Genomic DNA, 14,893 nt, shown 5'->3' on the forward strand with positions numbered 1-14,893 from the left:
ATGTTTTGTCTTAACTCTTTTGTTGTCTACCCTTTGTTTTCCTTACATATTTACAAACCACCGCTTTGTGTATTATCAAATTAAATATTCTAGCGAGGTCTATATCTAAATATTTAATAATTTATTGTCACTTTTAGGGGTAGCGTCAGGAAAATGCGGATTTACATCGTTAAGGAAAATACCAATATAAAAAGCCCAATTTCTCACCATTTAAATTGAGGAATTGGGCTTCTTATAATGAGCCTGATGCTGAAAAACATTGAATACTTCAGTTGTTAAATGCTTAACTTGTAATACGGTTCACCGTACCTCACAGAACTGCGTTTTTTACTCCAATTTAACATAGTACTTCAACATTAAATCCTCCGGGCGCTTCTACGTAGAAAGTATATCTGTGTAAGTGTTGTGGGAGTTTTACCTTGTATCCATCATCTTTCAACCGCTTATTGATCCTGTTAACTTGTTCTTCATTTTCTTGTATGAATCCAACATGAAATGTCTTGGGGTATTGTACATCGCTTCCTTTCATTAGAGTCAATATGGAACCATCATCATCTTTCATTGCAGCGAACCCATCTCCTCGACTTCCTGCACATGTTAGTCCAAAATATGTTTCTAAAAAATCACGTGAAGCTGTAACATCATTAACAGTTAAATTTAAATGATTGATCTTCATTACTTCCCCCAATTTTGGTATTATTGTTTTCTCTCGGTAAAAAAGTTAATTTTCCACTGGCTCGTTGTGATGTTGTTAGTCACTTTGTAATCGGACTTGTTATTTCTCCCTCCCTATTTTGTAAGGTATTCCTTCTTTTTAGTGAAAATGACAGTATCATCTTTCCGATTCTGTAAATAAGCATCACATTGACCGCTACCGCAAGATTTAAAAAGGCCAACCAGTAAAAACTGGCTAGCCTTCGATCAACTCAATTACAATATTTTTCCATTTTCAAAGTTAGTGTTTGACTCTACTTTCTTAGCCAATTTAAATTTATAGAATAATATACAGGCTACCAAAAATCCTATTCCATAAAACAGTCCAACTCGTTGAGTAGGGTCAAAGGCAAGGAATACTAGAATCAGTAAACAAAAGCCTAAACAGAATAACGGGACAAATGGGTAAAATGGTACTATGTATTGTAAATCTGCCGTTTTACCACCCGCTTTTATAAACTTCCTTCTAAACATATATTGCGATAAAGCAATCCCCATCCAAGAAATCGTGACGGAAATTCCAGCTATGGACATTAGTATCACGAACACAGTATCCGCCGCAATGAAGCTGGTCAATAACGATAGGAGCGAAAAGCATATCGTAAAAAGAAGGGCATTCAATGGCACTTTCCTTTTGGACAATAGACCAAACATCTTAGGTGCCATTCCATCATGGGCCATCGACCAAAGCAAACGTGTGGAAGCATACAGACATGAATTCCCCACAGAAAGAATGGCTGTCAAAATAATGAAATTCATGATACTTGCTGCATAAGGTATCCCCGCTATCTTCATTAAAGTTACAAAAGGGCTTTCCAATAAGCCTAATTCCGAAGAAGGGAATATGGCGGAAAGGATGATAATGGACGAAATGTAAAAAACAATGATTCTAACTAGTACGTTTCGAATGGCTTTAGGGATGTTCTCTTCAGGTTTTTCACTTTCCCCTGCCGCTATTCCTATTAGTTCTGAGCCTTGATAAGAAAATATCACATTCATCATTGTTACAAAGATAATTGTAATGCCTCCTGCTGGAAAAAGACCAGAAGGTGCCAAATTCTCAAAGAATGGGGTTGGACGATCAGATAAAGAGACAAAACCAAAGATGCCAGCGATTCCAATCAAGATAAACAAAATCACTGCAACGATTTTTATTCCAGCGAACCAATATTCCGCCTCTGCAAAACCTCTTGTCGTTAATGCATTCAATGTAAATAAAAGCACTATGAACACAGCACACCAAATCCAGGTAGGACTATGGGGGAACCATTGTTTCATCAATATTCCTGCTGCCGTAAACTCAACTCCTGCAGTTGCTGCTGAGCCTACGAAATACATCCATCCTAGAGAGAAACCAGCGGAAGGCCCAATATATTCGGCAGCATATTTTTGGAATGAACCTGTAACCGGCATATGAACGGCTAGCTCGCCAAGGCAGACCATGACCATATACAAAATAAGACCGCCGGCTAGATAACCGATCAGGGCTCCTCCTGCCCCAGCTTGGTTAATTGTATAGCCAGCATTTAAAAAAAGGCCTGTACCAATTACGCCGCCAAGTGAAAGCATAAATAAATGGCGTCTTTTCATTGAGCGTTGCAGCTGATCATTATTCTCCAGTCCATACCCCATAAAATCACGTCCTTATCTTATCTATTAGCCTATGCCTTCTCCCAAACCATCTTAGAACCTCAATGAGAGACAACTAAGGCCGCCATCTTGTTTTTGAAATTCAGTCATTTCCACTTCAATCACTGTGTATCCCAAATCTTCAATTTTTTTCTTTGTACCATCAAACCCTTTCGGGACAATAACGCAGTCGTTCATTCTGACGCAGTTACCCGAATATTCTTCTTCCTCTTTTACGATGATTTGATTAAAGCTAGAAAAAGCCTCGTGATTAATGAATTCCCCGGCCACTAATAAATTATTGTCTCCCAGGTAATTGACACCCGTTTTTAAATGAAAGAATTCCTTAAGGGGAATGATGGTCGTATCATAACCATACTTACCCATGATATCTTTGAACTGCAGAGCACCTGCTTCATTCGTTCTGGTTGAAAGGCCGACATAGAAGTGATTTTCAACTTGCATTACATCTCCGCCATCTAGCATACCTGGTGATTGAATATATTCGATTGTTTCATAAAAGTCCTTCAAAACTTCTTTCATTTCAATAATTTCACCATTACGGCTATCTGCACCAGGATTGGTTACAAGTGCACATTTTGGGGTCAACACTGCGGTATCTTCTACAAACGTAGAATCAGGGTATCTTTCATCCGATTCGAGAACGGTCACTTTCACACCGCAGCGTTTTAATGCTTCTACATAAGCCTCGTGTTGTATAAGCGCTTTTTCATAATCCGGGTTTCCTAAATCCGATGTTGTTAAGCCATTTACAAAACTTTTTCCAATCTTTCTTACAATCGCGTGATTAAACATATATTTTCCTCCTAAATAGGTAGTTTATCTTAATACCTTTTTGCTCCTGCCGTACTTTAAATGGAGTTTCTTTTATTCCTGAAGCGGAATTATAAAAATATAGGCATGATAGAGAGAAGAGACAACCAAATTCCTCTCTTAAACTATAACGGGTGCCTCTTCTTAGCCCATGCTTTCTCAATTATTTTAATGACTGCACAATTTATCCGCTATTCCTACAAAATAGCTTACACCGTACCCTAAAGCCTTCTCATCGATTTTAAATTTAGGATGGTGTAAAGGATAAGCTTTTCCAAACTCATTATTATGGACGCCTAGAAACTGCATGGAAGATGGAACGATTTCGGAAAAAGCCGAAAAATCTTCTGTTCCAAACATGGGATCATCAACCTTGATGATGTTATTCTCTTCAAAAATACCTTCCATGACCGTTCTTGAAATATCAACAGCAGCTTTATCATTTACCACAGCTGGATACCCTAAATACCAAGTAATTTCACATTTTGCCCCATGCGCTTCCGAAATCCCCTTAACGATTTGCTCAAGATGCTCCCTTGCTTTCACTCGGCTATCCGAGTCCAAGGAACGAATGGTACCACCGATTTCCGCATATTCAGGTATGACATTGAGCGCACTTCCGGAATGGAACTGAGTGACTGAAATGACTGGTGTCCTAAGTGCTGAAATTTTTCTGGATACGATATGTTGAATATTCGTCGTAATTTCTGCACCAATGATCAGCGGATCTACCGTTAATTCCGGAGTCGACGCATGACCGCCCTGACCAATGATTTTAATTTCAAAATCATCGGCTGCAGCACAGAATACCCCTTCCCTTAAACATATCGTTCCTGTTCGTTCATAAGGAGTAACATGCAGTGCAAAGGCATAATCCACTCCTTCCATTACCCCTTTTTTCACCAACTCCTGAGCTCCACCAGGCAGTACCTCTTCTGCGTGTTGGAAAATAAACCTGATTTCTCCATCAATCGATTCTTTTTTTCCGGAGAGGACTTTAGCAGCACCTAATAACATCGCAGCATGTGCATCATGTCCGCATGCATGCATAACCCCAGGATTTTTTGATTTGAATTCAATTTCTGCTTCCTCTTCAATCGGGAGAGCATCAATATCTGCACGAAAAGATATGGTATTCGATTTTCGGGAAGATTTTTTAGTTCCTTTAAGAACCGCTAAAACGCTCGTTTCGGTTGGTCTCGTCACTTCCAATCCTGAAAAGGTTTTTAATTTCCTGTAGATAAATTCAGAAGTCTGGTGCTCCTGATATGAGAGCTCCGGATTTTCGTGAAAATGTCGTCTCCATGAAATCACTTCATCCACAACCGTCTCCTGTATTGTCTTCATCATAAACGCCTCCTTTTAGTGCCAATATTCAGATTTTTCAGACCCTTAAAAAGGGCCATACTGTATGCTTTGAGCAATGATCAAAAAGATAATCGCTATCGCAAACTGAATCAGAAGATATGGAAACACCCATTTTACCCATTTCGTAAATGATATGCCTGCCACTGCCAATCCAGCCAATAGCACTCCAGAAGTCGGAAATATCATATTCGAAATCCCATCCCCTAATTGGAAAGCTAATACTGCCGTTTGTCTTGTCACACCCATTAAATCCGCTAATGGAGCCATGATCGGCATCGTCAATGCAGCTTGCCCACTTCCGGATGGAACTATGAAGTTAAGAAATAATTGGACAATGAACATTCCGATTGCATTTATCGCGGGAGGAAGTTGTTCAACCAATCCAGCAGCATAATATAAAATGGTATCCAACAATCCGCCACTTGTAATGATGACCAGGATTGTCTGCGCAACTCCTATTATCAATGCCCCAGAAACCATATCGCCTGCTCCTGAAATAAAACCATTAGCCATCTTGGATGGAGTTAAGCCTCCAATTATGCCCATAATGATCCCGCTTAATAAAAACAAGCCGCCAATTTCACTTATATACCATCCTAATTTAATAACTCCGTATATTAATAGGATGAAATTCACCAATAAAATAATTAAAGCGGCGCTATGTCTTTTACTTATCCTAAAGTTTTTATCAAAATGTGCATGATCTTCACGCCTGAATTTCCCATACTCCCCCAGTTCAGGGTTTCTTTTAACCTTCATTGCATGGAAATAGATGTACAATACTGTAACGATATAAAACACTGCAAGAAGAGCGATTCGCAATCCCATTCCCGAATACATGGGCAGTTCTGCAATGCTTTGGGCAACTCCTACATTAAAAGGGTTCGTGATGCCCGAAATGAATCCAGTCGCCAATGTCCCAAGCATGACGATCGCAAAACCCGTAAGTGCATCAAAGCCTAATGCAATCGTCATCGGAACAATGATTGCGATATAAACTAATGCATCTTCAGCAGATCCGATCAGTGTCCCTAATGAAGCGAAGATCAATACCATCAACGGAATGAGCAATTTCACTTTTGTTCCGAATCGGACAGCCACAAACTTAATGAAAGAATCCAGTGCTCCAGTTGCCTGCATGATTCCCAATGCTCCGCCAAACAAAAAGACGAATAAGATAATTGATGCTCCTTCAATCATCCCTGCGTGAATGCTGCTGAACATTTCCAATAATCCCACTGGTGTTGATTCAATGAATTCAAATGAAGTTGGATCGACTACACTTCTGCCATCCTTTTCAATTCTTTCATATTGGCCTGCAGGCAAGATATAGGTTAAAACCGTCACGATTACAATTACGATAAACATTAAGACAAAGGGATTAATCCCTTTTTCCGGTAACTCCGTTAGTTGGTTAAGTGGCTTATTATTCTGATTAAGCGGCTCGGAAGTGATTTGACCATTAGGCAGGTCATTCATATAAATACCCCCAGTTAAAGTTTTATACTACTAATCCAGTTTTCCTGTCGGACCATCACTTCTCAACCAAACACTTAAACATACTCTTTATTAACTTCTCCAGCATAACGGGCGTATGGACGAAGGCACTATCGATGTGAAGGCGCTCAGTACGCTGGTGGGCATCCTTGCCGAATGGCCCCACATTAAGTACGGGTGCCTGAAGCCTTTGCATATCAGCAAAAGGAATGCTGTAAGTATCGCCCCAGACCGGTGTATTTTTTTCAAAAGCCGTCCAGCCATCAGACTCATCAGTATATTGAACATAGCTTAAATCGCAAATGCCATTAAAATAATGAATTTGGCTGACTTCTTCATCAAGCAATCTAGCAGTTTCCTTCATTAATTTCACAGATTCCATGATAAGCGGATCATCGGACGTATTGACGGCTGGATAATATGGCGGTGCGAACAGCAATACGATGGCGGGTGAAAGCTCCTGACATTGTATCATCAATTTTTCTGCGATCCTAAATGATTTTTCCCGCTCATCCAAATCCATGTTTCCTTTAACTTCACTTTTTATTTGCTCAACAAAACTGCCGCCAAATTTGTCCTCGGCATATGAAAGTAACTTTTCGTAGCGCAATACTTGTACTTCACCTACACCTTCAATATGTTCTCGCAGACAAAGAGCTTTATAAGATTCATTGCATTTTATCGCTGCTTCGTTTGCAACCTGCTCGAATAAATCCATTATTTCTGCAGCTGTCCTTTTCATAATGAACACATTATATAGCGCTGCTGCACGATAGGGTGTCTGTGTTGAATATTGTAGTTTCAGATCTTTTTGCTGAAGCGATACTGGTAAAGGTGTTTCCTCGCCAAGATCACTTTCCTGAAAAAGAGTGTTCCACTCCATGAGCTGCGTAAGGAATGAGGCTATATAGTTAGCCGTTATGCCCTTTAATGGCTCACCCACATGAGTTTCTTTCCCATAAAAAAGGGCAGCGGGCATGATTTTCCCCAAAGTTCCGGAATAAATATAATGTCTATTATCGCCCGGCTTCTGTGAAAAGGAAGGTTCACTATTAAAAAACATTTTATAGGAAAGGTCATATTTATCACGTAAAGACACAAGTTCTTTAACTGCAGCCCTCATTCCCGCAGAATTCACTTCCTCATCAGGAACGGTTAACAGCAGGAGATTGATCGGCCATTTTTCAACGCTTGCCTTTTCGATGATAGCCATATGAAGGGCAAGCCCCATTTTCATATCCATTGTTCCTCTACCAAACAAGTACTTTCCTGATTCAAGATCAATGCGCGCTTCTTCCGGCAGATCTTCTTTTCGGTCATGAAGTTTTTTTGTGAGCTCCTCCGGCTGAAATGCAAGAGTCTCAAGATCACCGTATTCTTCAGTATGAACCGTATCAAAATGGCTGATTAATACAACGGTCTCCTTGCTATCGGGATGTTTATAAAAGGCATTGACAAAGTTCCTCCCTAAATCAGCCTCGTGAAGCGATAAGTACGCCGGATTCCTTTTAAAATATTCAAGCTCCCTCAATTTCTCTTGAACCTTATAAGGGAACACTAGCTCCCCTGGTGTAAGAGTACGGCTTTCCCAGCTAACAAGTTCACACAACAAAGCACGAAGCGTTTCTGGAGTACCCCATAGTAGTTGACTCATTTCAATCCCCCTTCATCAATATTTGTACGAACCACCGGGCAGGTTAAACAAGTTGGACCGCCAGTGCCTTTGTAACTGATTTCAGTTCCTTTGTATTCATAAACCGTTGCTCCGGCATCAAGAAGCTGTTGCTTTGTGTAAGCGTTACCAGAAGATATAACGCAAACCCGCGGAGCGATGGCAAGCACATTACAGCCCAAGTTCAAGTACTCATCAACCGGCACTTCGATAAGCTGAATGCCTCGTTCAATAAGCAGTTTTCTGAAAAAGACAGGCATAAGGCGGGAATGAACTACGGCTAAATCATGGTCGACAAGGCTGATGAAAGACATTAGATGGAGACACTCTCCCTCTCCTTGATCATGCGGCAGCTGAACTACGATGAAATCATCCACAAGATGTGCGGTCATTTCCTTTAATTGCCGAATGGCTTCTGCGTTTGTACGATAACCATGTCCGACAACCAGGGTTTTATCATCAAGCCAAATGATATCACCGCCATCCGCGACAGCATCACCCGTTAAATACCCAATAATCGGGATGTTCTTTTCCTTGCAAAATTCCTTGTATACATTAGCTTCAGGCTGCCTCAATTCTTTCCCTGACTTTAAAATAATGGCCCCTTGGCTTGTGAATTTGATCGGGTCATGCGCATATAAGGAGTCAATCCCGACTACCGAAGATGCTGGCAAATAATCGATGTTTGGAACATATTTCTCCAAAATGGAAATAAAGTCACCATACTCGGTTAGAGCTTCGTTAAAATCTGGCTCTTCCGCAAAGTTGAAGTTCCGCCATGCTTGGCTTAAATGCTCTTGACTAATAAAAGCTTCTTTCGGATGTTTTACAATGACACGTTCCAATGGTTTGTACATGGACGAACAATAAGTCACTGCCTCTCCCTCCTTTTCCACATACCGGAAAACGTTTCCGCTAATAGGAATATTTTCTTTTATTATAAAATTAGTTTTGGTATAATGTCAATATGTTTTAAATATTCAAATAAATCAACGTTTTATACAACTTGCAATGAAAGATAGGTGGTTTGTTTATGCAATCGATCGACCGTGCCATGAACGTTATAAAGGTGCTCGTTTCCAATTCATCGGAAAACTGGCTGTCAATTACGGAACTTTCTCAAGAGTGTGATCTTCCTGTCAGCTCCATGCATCGTTTGTTAAAAGCGATGTCCTCGCATGGGTTAATCCAACAGGACGGGCAAACCAAACAATATGGTTTGGGGAATATTTGGCTCGAATACGGTTTACGTATGTATGACAAAATGGATTACATCAGCCAAATAAGGCCTGAACTGGAAAGACTGATGAACAATGTGGAGGAAAGCGTCTATCTTAGCCAGCCAATCGGAATGGAATCACTTGTTATCGAACGAATCGACAGTGAAAAAAGCCAAATCCGGGTTTATGACCAGCTTGGCTCACGAGTTCCTATGCATATTGGGGCAGCCAATAAAGCGATGCTCGCCTATATGCCATATAAACAAGCGGAAAAAATTGTAGATGCTCTTCTGCCAACTCAAGAAAGAGCAGCTTTTTGGGATATATTGCAAGAGACTAAAATGAAGGGACATGGAATCAGTCACAGTGAAAGAACAGAGGGAACATGTTCTGTTGCCGTGCCGATATTGAACCATTTTGGGGAAGTTCATGGTGCGGTGAGCATAGGTTTTGTCAGCTTTAACCTGACAGAAGAAAGACTTGATTTCCTCATTAAGAATGTGATGGAAACTGGCAATCGGGTTTCTGCAAAATTGGGGTATAGGGGACAATGAATAAGCGGGCAGTGGTGGATTATCGGATAAGCCAAAAAAAGAAGATGAATCATTTCATCTTCTTTTCGTTTTTATATTAATCGCTGCCGGTCACGAATAAATCTTCCCTGAAATAGGCAAGGACCTCGCCGGCCACAACAGGTTCTCCCTCCAATACCTCTAATGATTCTATCTTTCCGCTGACACCAATATCAATGATTTCCACACAGCCATCTGCCTTCTTAATCTGAAATAATTGTTCCCATTCATAAAACCTGGAATTTTTGGATATTGAAATTTTTTCAATCCTGCCTTCACAAGGGCTTAGAATCACATCAACGTACATTTAAATCATTCCTTCCTTCAGTATTCTTCAAAATGAAATGGGGTTTGTAACACTAACCTGAGAAAGTTTTGGAACTCAGGTATATCTTCTTGTTCAATGCCCAGGGTCGGAGCCCAGTACTGATCTAAATTAATATCATTGGCACAAAGCAGGATCATTCTTCCGCTTTGCATGGAAGTCACCATTGCTTTACCGAAAAACTGGCCCGAATATACAATGGTCACATCATATCTATAATCTTGTGACAATAAGCAATAATGATGAATAGCCTGGTTTTCTTTATTTTCGGAAAGAATATCAAAATTCAACGGATTGCCTCCTTTCTTGTAAGCCCTAATTCGTTCAGAACCTGATCCAACCCCGAAGCTGGGATGCTTCAGCTATTTTGCGGATCCCTTCAATATAAGCCGCAACTTTCATGTTCACGGAATATTTTTGTGAAGTATGGTAGACATTTAAAAAGCTGGCCGTTATCTTTTCCTTCAATCGTTCATCCACAAGCTCTTCCGTCCAGTAATAGCCTTGGTTGTTCTGGCACCATTCAAAATACGAGACTATCACCCCTCCTGAATTCGCCAAAATATCCGGAACTAGCACTATACCTTTATCATCAAGAATCTTGATTGCTTCCTTTGTGGTCGGACCATTTGCTGCTTCAATCAGGATTTCACATTTTAATCGTATTGCATTATCTTTATTCACCACTCCGCTGATGGCTGCAGGAATCAGCACATCACACTCTTTTTCCAATAATTCTTGATTGGATAACGAATCTTTGTATAAGTTCGAAACGACCCCAAACGAGTCCCTGTTCTCCAAAAGGTAAGGAATGTCCAGGCCATTCGGATCATATAAAGCTCCAAGCTCATCCGCTATTCCGACAACCTTAGCCCCCATTTCATGTAAATACATGGCCAAATGACTGCCAACATTACCGAATCCCTGAATGATTACCCGCATGCCTTCAATAGGAATCCCCTTTAAATCACATATCATTTGAAGTGTGTATAATACTCCTTTGGAAGTGGCCTTTTCCCTGCCCTTCGATCCCCCTAACCTCAGAGGCTTTCCTGTAATGAAGCCGGGTGAATCAAATTCCCTGATGTGATCGTATTCATCCAGCATCCAGGCCATGATTTGTGAATTCGTATACATATCAGGTGCCGGGATATCTTTTGTAGGTCCCACTATTTGACTTACTGCCCTGACATACCCTCTGCTTAATCTTTCAAGCTCAGATGAACTCATCTGTCTGGGATCACACACAATTCCGCCTTTCGCACCTCCATATGGAAGATCTGTTATTCCGCATTTCAAGCTCATCCACCCGGCCAATGCTTTAACTTCTTCGGGAGTGACATCCGGGTGAAACCGAATCCCCCCTTTAGTTGGACCGGCTGCATCATTATGTTGAGCCCGATATCCTTGAAACATCCTTGTCTCCCCATTATCCATTTGAATAGGAATACAGACTTCCAGAAAACGCATTGGCGCTTTTAGAAAATCAAAAACCTGATCTGGATAGTTCAAAACATGAATCGCTTCTTTTAAGATATCCTGGAATTCTTGCAGTGGATTATCCAATTGACGTTTTTCAATTACCTTAATTTTCTCTGTCATCTTAGCACCTCACTTATATTCTTATAACTTATTAAGCAACTTTCATGCCAGCTTTGAGGATATTATGTGGATAGCAATATACCGCCATTTCCCAATCATCAGCATCATCATGCAATCATCAGGAAATATGTATTAATTCATAAGCAATTCAGATTTGCATATATAAACAGTAATGATTAAATACATAAAAAAAGCATCCTTTTTAGGTTGCGTCAGATTGTAGACAAACTCGATTTTCATCGAGTTTGTCTACAGTCATTTAAGGGGTTGTACAATTTGAAAGTTGCCTCCAGGCACTCGCTCCTATCAAATTTGTATTAAAATTTAGTTAGAACTCCTTTTTTTACAAACTGGATATCGAAGCGATTTTTACCACATTCTTAAAACTAAACCATTGGTTATCCTTTATTTATTTTTACTGTTTTATATGATGAAAACTCGCTGGATTGAAGAAATTTGCGACACTCCTGCCGAATAGTGGCTAGCCGAGACCCGGGAGACGCTTACTTTAGCTGCCATGAATTTAAAGAAGGTTTCCAACTGACAGGCAAGGGACGAAAATGGTTGCGGTCATCTATTCTCTATACCTGCTTCAAATCCAATTAAAAAATCAAAAAGGTTTCGGAATGAAACCATTCCGAAACCTTTTTGTCTATAAACTGAAGCATCCTTATCGGATGCGTTTTTTCTTGGAAGATCTTATAGCTGAATTTCTTCAACTTGGTATTGGGGCGGAGCTTTCCGGAATGCCTTTGTGATATATAATAGATAACAAAAACCAATAATGAACCAACTTGTCCCCATTATTAGGGAACTTGTCTCAAGGTTGATCCAAAGAATTCCAATTGCTATAGCACCAATTAAAGGCATGATTAAGTATTGAATACACCCCTTTATCGTTCGATGCTTCTTTTCCCGAATGATAAAATGGCTGATCACTGACAGATTTACAAAGGTAAATGCCATTAATGCACCAAAGTTGATCAGTGACGTTGCTGTCACTAGATCAAAGAATAAAGCCGACAATGAAATGACTCCAACTATGAGTACATTAATCGCTGGTGTCTTCCACTTAGGATGAATAAATCCAAACCATTTTTCCGGAAACACTTTATCACGGCCCATAACATACAAAAGACGGGAAACGCTGGCATGTGATGCTAGTCCCGAGGCTAGCGTATTGACGAAAGTCGTACAAAGAAAAATGGATTGAAATAGCTTCCCGCCTACATAAAGGGCGATTTCCGGTAATGCAGCATCCGGTTCCTTAAAACGGGATATATCCGGAAAAAAGAGCTGAATAAAGAAAGATGCGGTAATGAAGATGATTCCACCCCAAAGTGCAGTTAAAAATATCGCTTTTGGAATCGTTTTTTTCGGATCCGGCGTTTCCTCAGATAGTGTCGTTACCGCATCGAATCCCAAAAAGGAAAAACAAAGGATCGTGGCCCCGGTTATTATGGCCGAGAAGTCCATCCCTTCATTTACGAAAGGCATTAATGTAAACACTTCTCCTGTACCTTCCCCATCATTCAAACCTTTGACAACAAGAATGATGAACACTGCCATGATGGCAATCTGAATTAAAACAAAAAGCGCATTAAAGTTAGCAAGTACATTGACGCTCCTGAGATTGAGAATGGTGACGATTGCTACGAATAATACTACCCAAATCCACGTGGGAACTCCTGGAAATAATGCTGTCAGATATATTTTGGTTAACAATGCATTTACCATAGGTAAAAATAAATAGTCTAACAAAGAAGACCATCCTACCAGGAATCCTAAATGCGGGTTTATGGCCTTTTGTGTATAAGTGTAGGCAGAACCTGCAGCAGGAAAAACCTTTACAAGTTTTCCATAGCTGGCAGCTGTAAAAAGCATCCCCACCAATGCAACGATATAGGCAGTCGGCACATGGCCGCCCGTAATCCCAGATACAATGCCGAATGTATCAAATACGACCATGGGGGTCATATATGCTAACCCCATCATAACGATTTGCCATAACTTCAGTGATCTTTTCAATGTAACCTCATTTTCCACCTATCATTCCTCCTTGAAACCGCTTTCAAACTAGTGGGTTCATTTTCTTAACTAGATAAATCTCCATGCCTCCCTCTTTTTTAAAAGTTTTACCTATATACCTAAATGCAATTTCTGTGCCACATGATTTCTGTTTACTTCGACAAACGAAAAACGCCTAAAATGCTACTTAATTCCTGTATTTTTAATCGAAAAAGATTGATTCATAGAAATGAAGTCTTTCAGCATCTCTTCCATCTGCGATTCAATCTCCCATAAATTATTCGTCTTTGCATATTCCAAGCACATGTTACCTGGTTAGAAACCGCAAGAAATCACTGCCTGTGACTTGGCATGGTAATTGCATAAATACCTATATGAGTTTCAAAACCTATTAAGTTATAAGAAAATGGAGGAATAGAAAAATGAAATATCCTTTATCACCTGATGTTCAACCAGAGTTTTGTACCACAGGGTCATTTATGCGCTTACCTTCTACAAGAGAAAATGCCAAATTGGCAGTGGTAGGTATGCCTTTTGATACAGCTGCTTCATTCAGGGTAGGAGCCCGTTTTGCTCCACAGGCAGTCCGCCAAGCATCCATGACGTTGTTTCCTTATCATCCCATTCACAAGGTATTTCCGTTTGACGAATGTAATGCAATTGATATTGGGGATGTTTCGGTGATTCCCCATAATATACATCGAAGCTATGAGTTAATTGAAAAGGCCATGTCAGACTTGATGAAAAACGGGATCATTCCAATAGGAATCGGAGGAGATCATTCAGTAACATTGGCTAATCTAAGAGCAGCCGCAAAAATACACGGTCCTGTTGCACTTCTTCATTTTGATTCACATACAGATACCTGGGATACTTATTATGAAGAAAAATACTGGCATGGTTCGCCGTTTATCCGTGCATATGAGGAAGGTTTGCTCCAAACGGATAAAGTTTTCCAGATTGGCATCAGAGGTACGCTCAATCATCCAGGAGATTTAGATTCCAGTACAGATCTAGGCTACAATGTGATAACAACGCCCGAGCTGAAGAAGAGAGGAATCGAAGATGTCGTGAAGGAAGTCAAGAAAACCATTGGGGATACACCATGTTTCTTGACCTTTGATATTGATTTTGTTGATCCATCCTGCGCTCCTGGAACTGGCACATTGGAGGTCGGCGGTCTAAATAGCTTTGAAACCCTAGAGATGATACGCTCTCTGCAAGGGTTCAACTTTATTGGGTTCGACCTGGTGGAAGTCCTCCCGCCGTATGATCCAACACAAATTACTTCACTATTGGCAGCCACCATCATTCATGACTTTGCCAGTTTAGTAGCCTTACAACTAAAAGAAGAACAAAAAAAGGAGAATTCAACCGAAAAAAGCTTATAGGAGCAAACACCCACTATTAACGTAGGGACAAATCAGGTACA

Annotated in this window: 13 protein-coding genes; 2 read left to right on the forward strand and 11 right to left on the reverse strand. The window is 40.3% G+C overall.

Features of this window, described 5'->3' with window-relative positions; all coding sequences use genetic code 11:
* Nucleotides 1–337: 337 nt before the first annotated feature.
* The 7 genes from ACIROD_RS03315 to ACIROD_RS03345 all read right to left on the reverse strand — a co-directional run bounded on the left by ACIROD_RS03315 (nt 338) and on the right by ACIROD_RS03345 (nt 8,571).
* Nucleotides 338–676 (reverse strand): VOC family protein, encoded by a 339-nt coding sequence (locus ACIROD_RS03315; protein WP_230176890.1) that lies wholly within the window; start codon nt 674–676, stop codon nt 338–340.
* Nucleotides 677–930: 254 nt separating this feature from the next.
* Entirely contained in the window at nt 931–2,346 is a 1,416-nt protein-coding gene (locus tag ACIROD_RS03320; protein ID WP_402937921.1) for an amino acid permease, read from the reverse strand.
* 51 nt (nt 2,347–2,397) lie between these two features.
* The gene (locus ACIROD_RS03325) at nt 2,398–3,159 is read right to left on the reverse strand and encodes a dimethylarginine dimethylaminohydrolase family protein (RefSeq protein WP_230176892.1); all 762 of its coding nucleotides are present in this window, start codon (nt 3,157–3,159) and stop codon (nt 2,398–2,400) included.
* 186 nt (nt 3,160–3,345) lie between these two features.
* Entirely contained in the window at nt 3,346–4,524 is a 1,179-nt protein-coding gene (locus ACIROD_RS03330; protein WP_402937925.1) for an amidohydrolase, read from the reverse strand.
* Between the two features lie 45 nt (nt 4,525–4,569).
* Nucleotides 4,570–5,913, reverse strand: coding sequence for a YfcC family protein (locus ACIROD_RS03335; RefSeq protein ID WP_402940081.1), 1,344 nt, complete (start codon nt 5,911–5,913; stop codon nt 4,570–4,572).
* A gap of 166 nt (nt 5,914–6,079) precedes the next feature.
* The gene (locus tag ACIROD_RS03340; RefSeq protein ID WP_402937928.1) at nt 6,080–7,696 is read right to left on the reverse strand and encodes a M20/M25/M40 family metallo-hydrolase; all 1,617 of its coding nucleotides are present in this window, start codon (nt 7,694–7,696) and stop codon (nt 6,080–6,082) included.
* The gene (locus ACIROD_RS03345; RefSeq protein ID WP_230177085.1) at nt 7,693–8,571 is read right to left on the reverse strand and encodes a dimethylarginine dimethylaminohydrolase family protein; all 879 of its coding nucleotides are present in this window, start codon (nt 8,569–8,571) and stop codon (nt 7,693–7,695) included. Before ACIROD_RS03345 ends, ACIROD_RS03340 begins: the two co-directional genes overlap by 4 nt.
* 176 nt (nt 8,572–8,747) lie before the next feature.
* Between ACIROD_RS03345 and ACIROD_RS03350 the strand changes: the two genes are divergently transcribed.
* Nucleotides 8,748–9,488 (forward strand): IclR family transcriptional regulator, encoded by a 741-nt coding sequence (locus tag ACIROD_RS03350; RefSeq protein ID WP_402937931.1) that lies wholly within the window; start codon nt 8,748–8,750, stop codon nt 9,486–9,488.
* Between the two features lie 76 nt (nt 9,489–9,564).
* On the opposite strand, the gene ACIROD_RS03355 is transcribed toward ACIROD_RS03350, so the two are convergent.
* The 4 genes from ACIROD_RS03355 to ACIROD_RS03370 form a co-directional block, all read right to left on the reverse strand.
* Nucleotides 9,565–9,813: a biotin/lipoyl attachment domain-containing protein gene (locus tag ACIROD_RS03355; RefSeq protein WP_101222318.1), complete on the reverse strand. Its 249-nt coding sequence runs from the start codon at nt 9,811–9,813 to the stop codon at nt 9,565–9,567.
* 17 nt (nt 9,814–9,830) lie between these two features.
* Nucleotides 9,831–10,121, reverse strand: a complete 291-nt coding sequence (locus tag ACIROD_RS03360) for an SAV0927 family protein (protein ID WP_101222319.1) — start codon at nt 10,119–10,121, stop codon at nt 9,831–9,833.
* Nucleotides 10,122–10,155: 34 nt separating this feature from the next.
* Complete coding sequence (locus tag ACIROD_RS03365; protein ID WP_402937935.1) at nt 10,156–11,433, reverse strand: Glu/Leu/Phe/Val family dehydrogenase; 1,278 nt, start codon at nt 11,431–11,433, stop codon at nt 10,156–10,158.
* Between the two features lie 699 nt (nt 11,434–12,132).
* Nucleotides 12,133–13,479, reverse strand: a complete 1,347-nt coding sequence (locus tag ACIROD_RS03370) for an APC family permease (RefSeq protein ID WP_402937938.1) — start codon at nt 13,477–13,479, stop codon at nt 12,133–12,135.
* Between the two features lie 404 nt (nt 13,480–13,883).
* On the opposite strand from ACIROD_RS03370, the gene speB reads away from it, so the two are divergent.
* The gene (speB, locus tag ACIROD_RS03375; RefSeq protein ID WP_230176897.1) at nt 13,884–14,852 is read left to right on the forward strand and encodes an agmatinase; all 969 of its coding nucleotides are present in this window, start codon (nt 13,884–13,886) and stop codon (nt 14,850–14,852) included.
* Nucleotides 14,853–14,893: the final 41 nt, after the last annotated feature.

It is taken from the genome of Peribacillus sp. NPDC101481 (assembly GCF_044767165.1).
Classification (GTDB): Bacteria; Bacillota; Bacilli; order Bacillales; family DSM-1321; genus Peribacillus.

Excerpts from the sequence above, each read along its gene's own strand:
- ACIROD_RS03315 (WP_230176890.1), bottom strand. The coding sequence starts at position 676 with ATGAAGATCAATCATTTAAATTTAACTGTTAATGATGTTACAGCTTCA.
- ACIROD_RS03320 (WP_402937921.1), bottom strand. The coding sequence starts at position 2,346 with ATGGGGTATGGACTGGAGAATAATGATCAGCTGCAACGCTCAATGAAA.
- ACIROD_RS03325 (WP_230176892.1), bottom strand. The coding sequence starts at position 3,159 with ATGTTTAATCACGCGATTGTAAGAAAGATTGGAAAAAGTTTTGTAAAT.
- ACIROD_RS03330 (WP_402937925.1), bottom strand. The coding sequence starts at position 4,524 with ATGAAGACAATACAGGAGACGGTTGTGGATGAAGTGATTTCATGGAGA.
- ACIROD_RS03335 (WP_402940081.1), bottom strand. The coding sequence starts at position 5,913 with ATGTTTATCGTAATTGTAATCGTGACGGTTTTAACCTATATCTTGCCT.
- ACIROD_RS03340 (WP_402937928.1), bottom strand. The coding sequence starts at position 7,696 with ATGAGTCAACTACTATGGGGTACTCCAGAAACGCTTCGTGCTTTGTTG.
- ACIROD_RS03345 (WP_230177085.1), bottom strand. The coding sequence starts at position 8,571 with ATGTACAAACCATTGGAACGTGTCATTGTAAAACATCCGAAAGAAGCT.
- ACIROD_RS03350 (WP_402937931.1), top strand. The coding sequence starts at position 8,748 with ATGCAATCGATCGACCGTGCCATGAACGTTATAAAGGTGCTCGTTTCC.
- ACIROD_RS03355 (WP_101222318.1), bottom strand. The coding sequence starts at position 9,813 with ATGTACGTTGATGTGATTCTAAGCCCTTGTGAAGGCAGGATTGAAAAA.
- ACIROD_RS03365 (WP_402937935.1), bottom strand. The coding sequence starts at position 11,433 with ATGACAGAGAAAATTAAGGTAATTGAAAAACGTCAATTGGATAATCCA.
- speB (WP_230176897.1), top strand. The coding sequence starts at position 13,884 with ATGAAATATCCTTTATCACCTGATGTTCAACCAGAGTTTTGTACCACA.